Below are 2617 nucleotides of genomic sequence, written 5' to 3' on the forward strand. Positions count from 1 at the left end.
AACGTAAGCGACTCAGCTTGGCCGTTTCCCCGTTCGCGCGCGCGTGGGGCACGATGGTGATGGCGTGGTGGAGTCCGTGTAGATCACGGGAGATCGTGTCCGCGATCGGCGATCGTGGACACGATCCATCCAAATCTATCCAGGTCTACCCGGTTGAGGGTGTGGGCGGGGTGGCCGGCTTCAACTTGTCGGCCACATTCCAGGGCAGCAATTCGTCGATGCGGGATATCTTGTGATCAGCGATGTGGGTCAGGACGTATTCCAGATAGGCACGCGGGTTGATGCCGTTGAGCTTGCACGTCCCGATCAAGCTATACATCGCAGCGGCCCGCTCGCCCCCGCTGTCGGAGCCGACGAACAAATAATTTTTGCGTCCGAGCGCGACACAGCGCAAGGCGTTTTCTGCGAGCACGTTGCTGATCTCGGCCCGACCGTCCTCGCAGTAGAATACAAGCGCCGCCCAGTGGTTCAGGGAGTAGTTGATCGCCTTGGCGAGCGCGGACTTCGTCGACAGCGTCGTGAGTTTCGCCCTGATCGTCACTTCGAAGTTCGCGAGCAACGGCTTGCTCTTCTCCCGCCTTACGCGCAGACGCTCGTCAGGTGTCTTGCCGCGGATGTCGGCTTCGATACTGTAGAGCTCGCCGATCATCTCGAGCAATTGCTGGGTATCCGGAGTCGGCGTGCGCACGTGAACATCGTAGATGTACCGCCTCGCGTGATCCCAGCATGCCGTTTCGAGGATCTCGTCGCTCGCGTACAGTTGATCGAACCCGGAGTAAGCATCGGCCTGCAGGATGCCGTGGAATGCGGCGAGCCGGGTTTGAGGGTGGGCGCCTTTGCGATCCGAGGAGAAGTCGAACCATACCGCAGCCGGCTCAGTCGAGCCCGAGCGGCGATCGTCACGCACATAGACCCCGAAGCGGCCGGTCACCGTTTTGCCGTTGCCGGGCGCGAGCACCGCGACCGGCGTGTCGTCGACGTGGACCTTGCCGGGAACCAGCGCGTAGCGCTGGATCGCTTCAACGAGCGGCACACAGAGCTCGGCAATCTGCCCGAGCCAGCGGCCCATGCTGCCGCGATCCAGCGTCACACCATCGCGTGCTGCGATCTCCGATTGGCGATACAGCGGCTGATGATCGGCGAACTTCGATACCGCAATATCGGCCAGCAAGCTCGGATGCGCAATGCCATGCTCGATCGGCAGGCTGGGCATCGCGATCTGTTCGATGTGGCCGCAATCAGGGCAACACAGCTTATGGCGGATGGTGCGGATCACTTTGAACACGGCCGCCACGCGGGCGAGTTGCTCGGATACATCCTCGCCGAGCCACTGCATCGTCGTCGCGCACTTTGGGCAGGCCGGATCCGGCTTGAGTTCGATTTCGTCGCGGGGCAAGTGCGGTGGCAGTGGCTCTCGTGTGGGCGCCCGACCGGGCGGCGCCGTCGACGTCTTGTCTCGGTGCCCTCGCGTCTCTGCAGCACCCTGGCCGGCGGTCAGGTCTTCCAGTTGCGCCTCGAGCTTATCGATCTGCCTAGCCAGTTTCTCGGACTTGCTACCGAAGTACATCCGCCTGAGCTTGTCGATCTGCGCCTTCAGGCGTTCAATCTCGTCGTCGCGTGCGGCGATCTCCCGCACCATGTTTGCGATCGAGGCTTGCTGTTCAAGCAGCGACGCCTGCTGCGCAAGCACCAGGGCCTGGAGCTCAGCGACGGTGGCAGGAAGCGGTGCATCTTTGGACATGCGTCGCAGTTTACGAGCCTTCGATGCGGTTTACAACATCGACAGAGCAGCGGTACGTTGCGGCTGTCGCCAGTCGATGCCTTCAAGCAGCATCGACAGCTGGGCGCTTGTCAGATGGATCTTGCCGCCGTCGGCCTGGGGCCAAACAAACCGGCCTCGCTCCAATCGCTTTGCGAGCAACCAGAGCCCGTCGTCGGTCGCCCACAGCAGTTTCACGAGATCGCCACGGCGGCCGCGGAAGATGAACACGTGGCCGGCCAGCGGATTCTCTTCGAGCGCTGTCTGTACCTTCGCGGCCAGCCCCTGGAACCCGCAACGCATGTCGGTCACACCGGCCGCCAGCCAGATACGCGTACCTGCCGGCAGTGCGATCACTTCAGGCATTCCTGCAGGAACGCTTCGGTGCGCTCGGCAGACAGGCCGCGAATCTTCACGCGCCGCTTGCCGATCTCCACCTCGATTTCGCACACGGGCTTCGGCGTCGGTACGCTGCTCATCGCTTCCGGCGCCACGGTCGGCTCTGGTGCCCGCAGCACCAATGCCGAGTCGATCACGTCGACGCTCAGCAGTTCCGTGCTTGGCACGCTCGGCGCACTATCCAGTGCAGGGACGACCAGCTTGCCTTCACGATATTGCTTGCGCCATCCGAACACCACATTGGCGTTGATGTCGTGCCGGCGCGCAACAATCGACACCGACATGCCGGGCTCCAACGTCTCCCTGATCACCTGCTGCTTGAATTCTTGCGCGTACGTTCGATGGGGATGGGCACGATTCCCTGCGTTCGACATGGCAGACTGGCTCCGTCAATCTAAACGTGCCCATCATGCTTTGAAAAAATTAGCTTCGGGAAACGGCCCGGCCGAGGCGCTTACG

General features: G+C 62.3%; 3 protein-coding genes. All 3 read right to left on the reverse strand.

The features are described from left to right. Positions 1 to 145: 145 nt before the first annotated feature. Positions 146 to 1639 (reverse strand): IS66 family transposase, encoded by a 1494-nt coding sequence (tnpC, locus tag RZR99_RS32605; RefSeq protein WP_407655548.1) that lies wholly within the window; start codon positions 1637 to 1639, stop codon positions 146 to 148. Between the two features lie 132 nt (positions 1640 to 1771). Beyond that, on the reverse strand, positions 1772 to 2116 hold the full coding sequence (gene tnpB, locus RZR99_RS32610) for an IS66 family insertion sequence element accessory protein TnpB (RefSeq protein ID WP_323123803.1): 345 nt from the start codon (positions 2114 to 2116) through the stop codon (positions 1772 to 1774). Further along, on the reverse strand, positions 2113 to 2532 hold the full coding sequence (tnpA, locus tag RZR99_RS33520; protein ID WP_407655547.1) for an IS66-like element accessory protein TnpA: 420 nt from the start codon (positions 2530 to 2532) through the stop codon (positions 2113 to 2115). Before tnpA ends, tnpB begins: the two co-directional genes overlap by 4 nt. Positions 2533 to 2617 lie beyond the last annotated feature (85 nt).

Source organism: Burkholderia alba, assembly GCF_034721475.1.
GTDB lineage: Bacteria > Pseudomonadota > Gammaproteobacteria > Burkholderiales > Burkholderiaceae > Burkholderia > Burkholderia alba.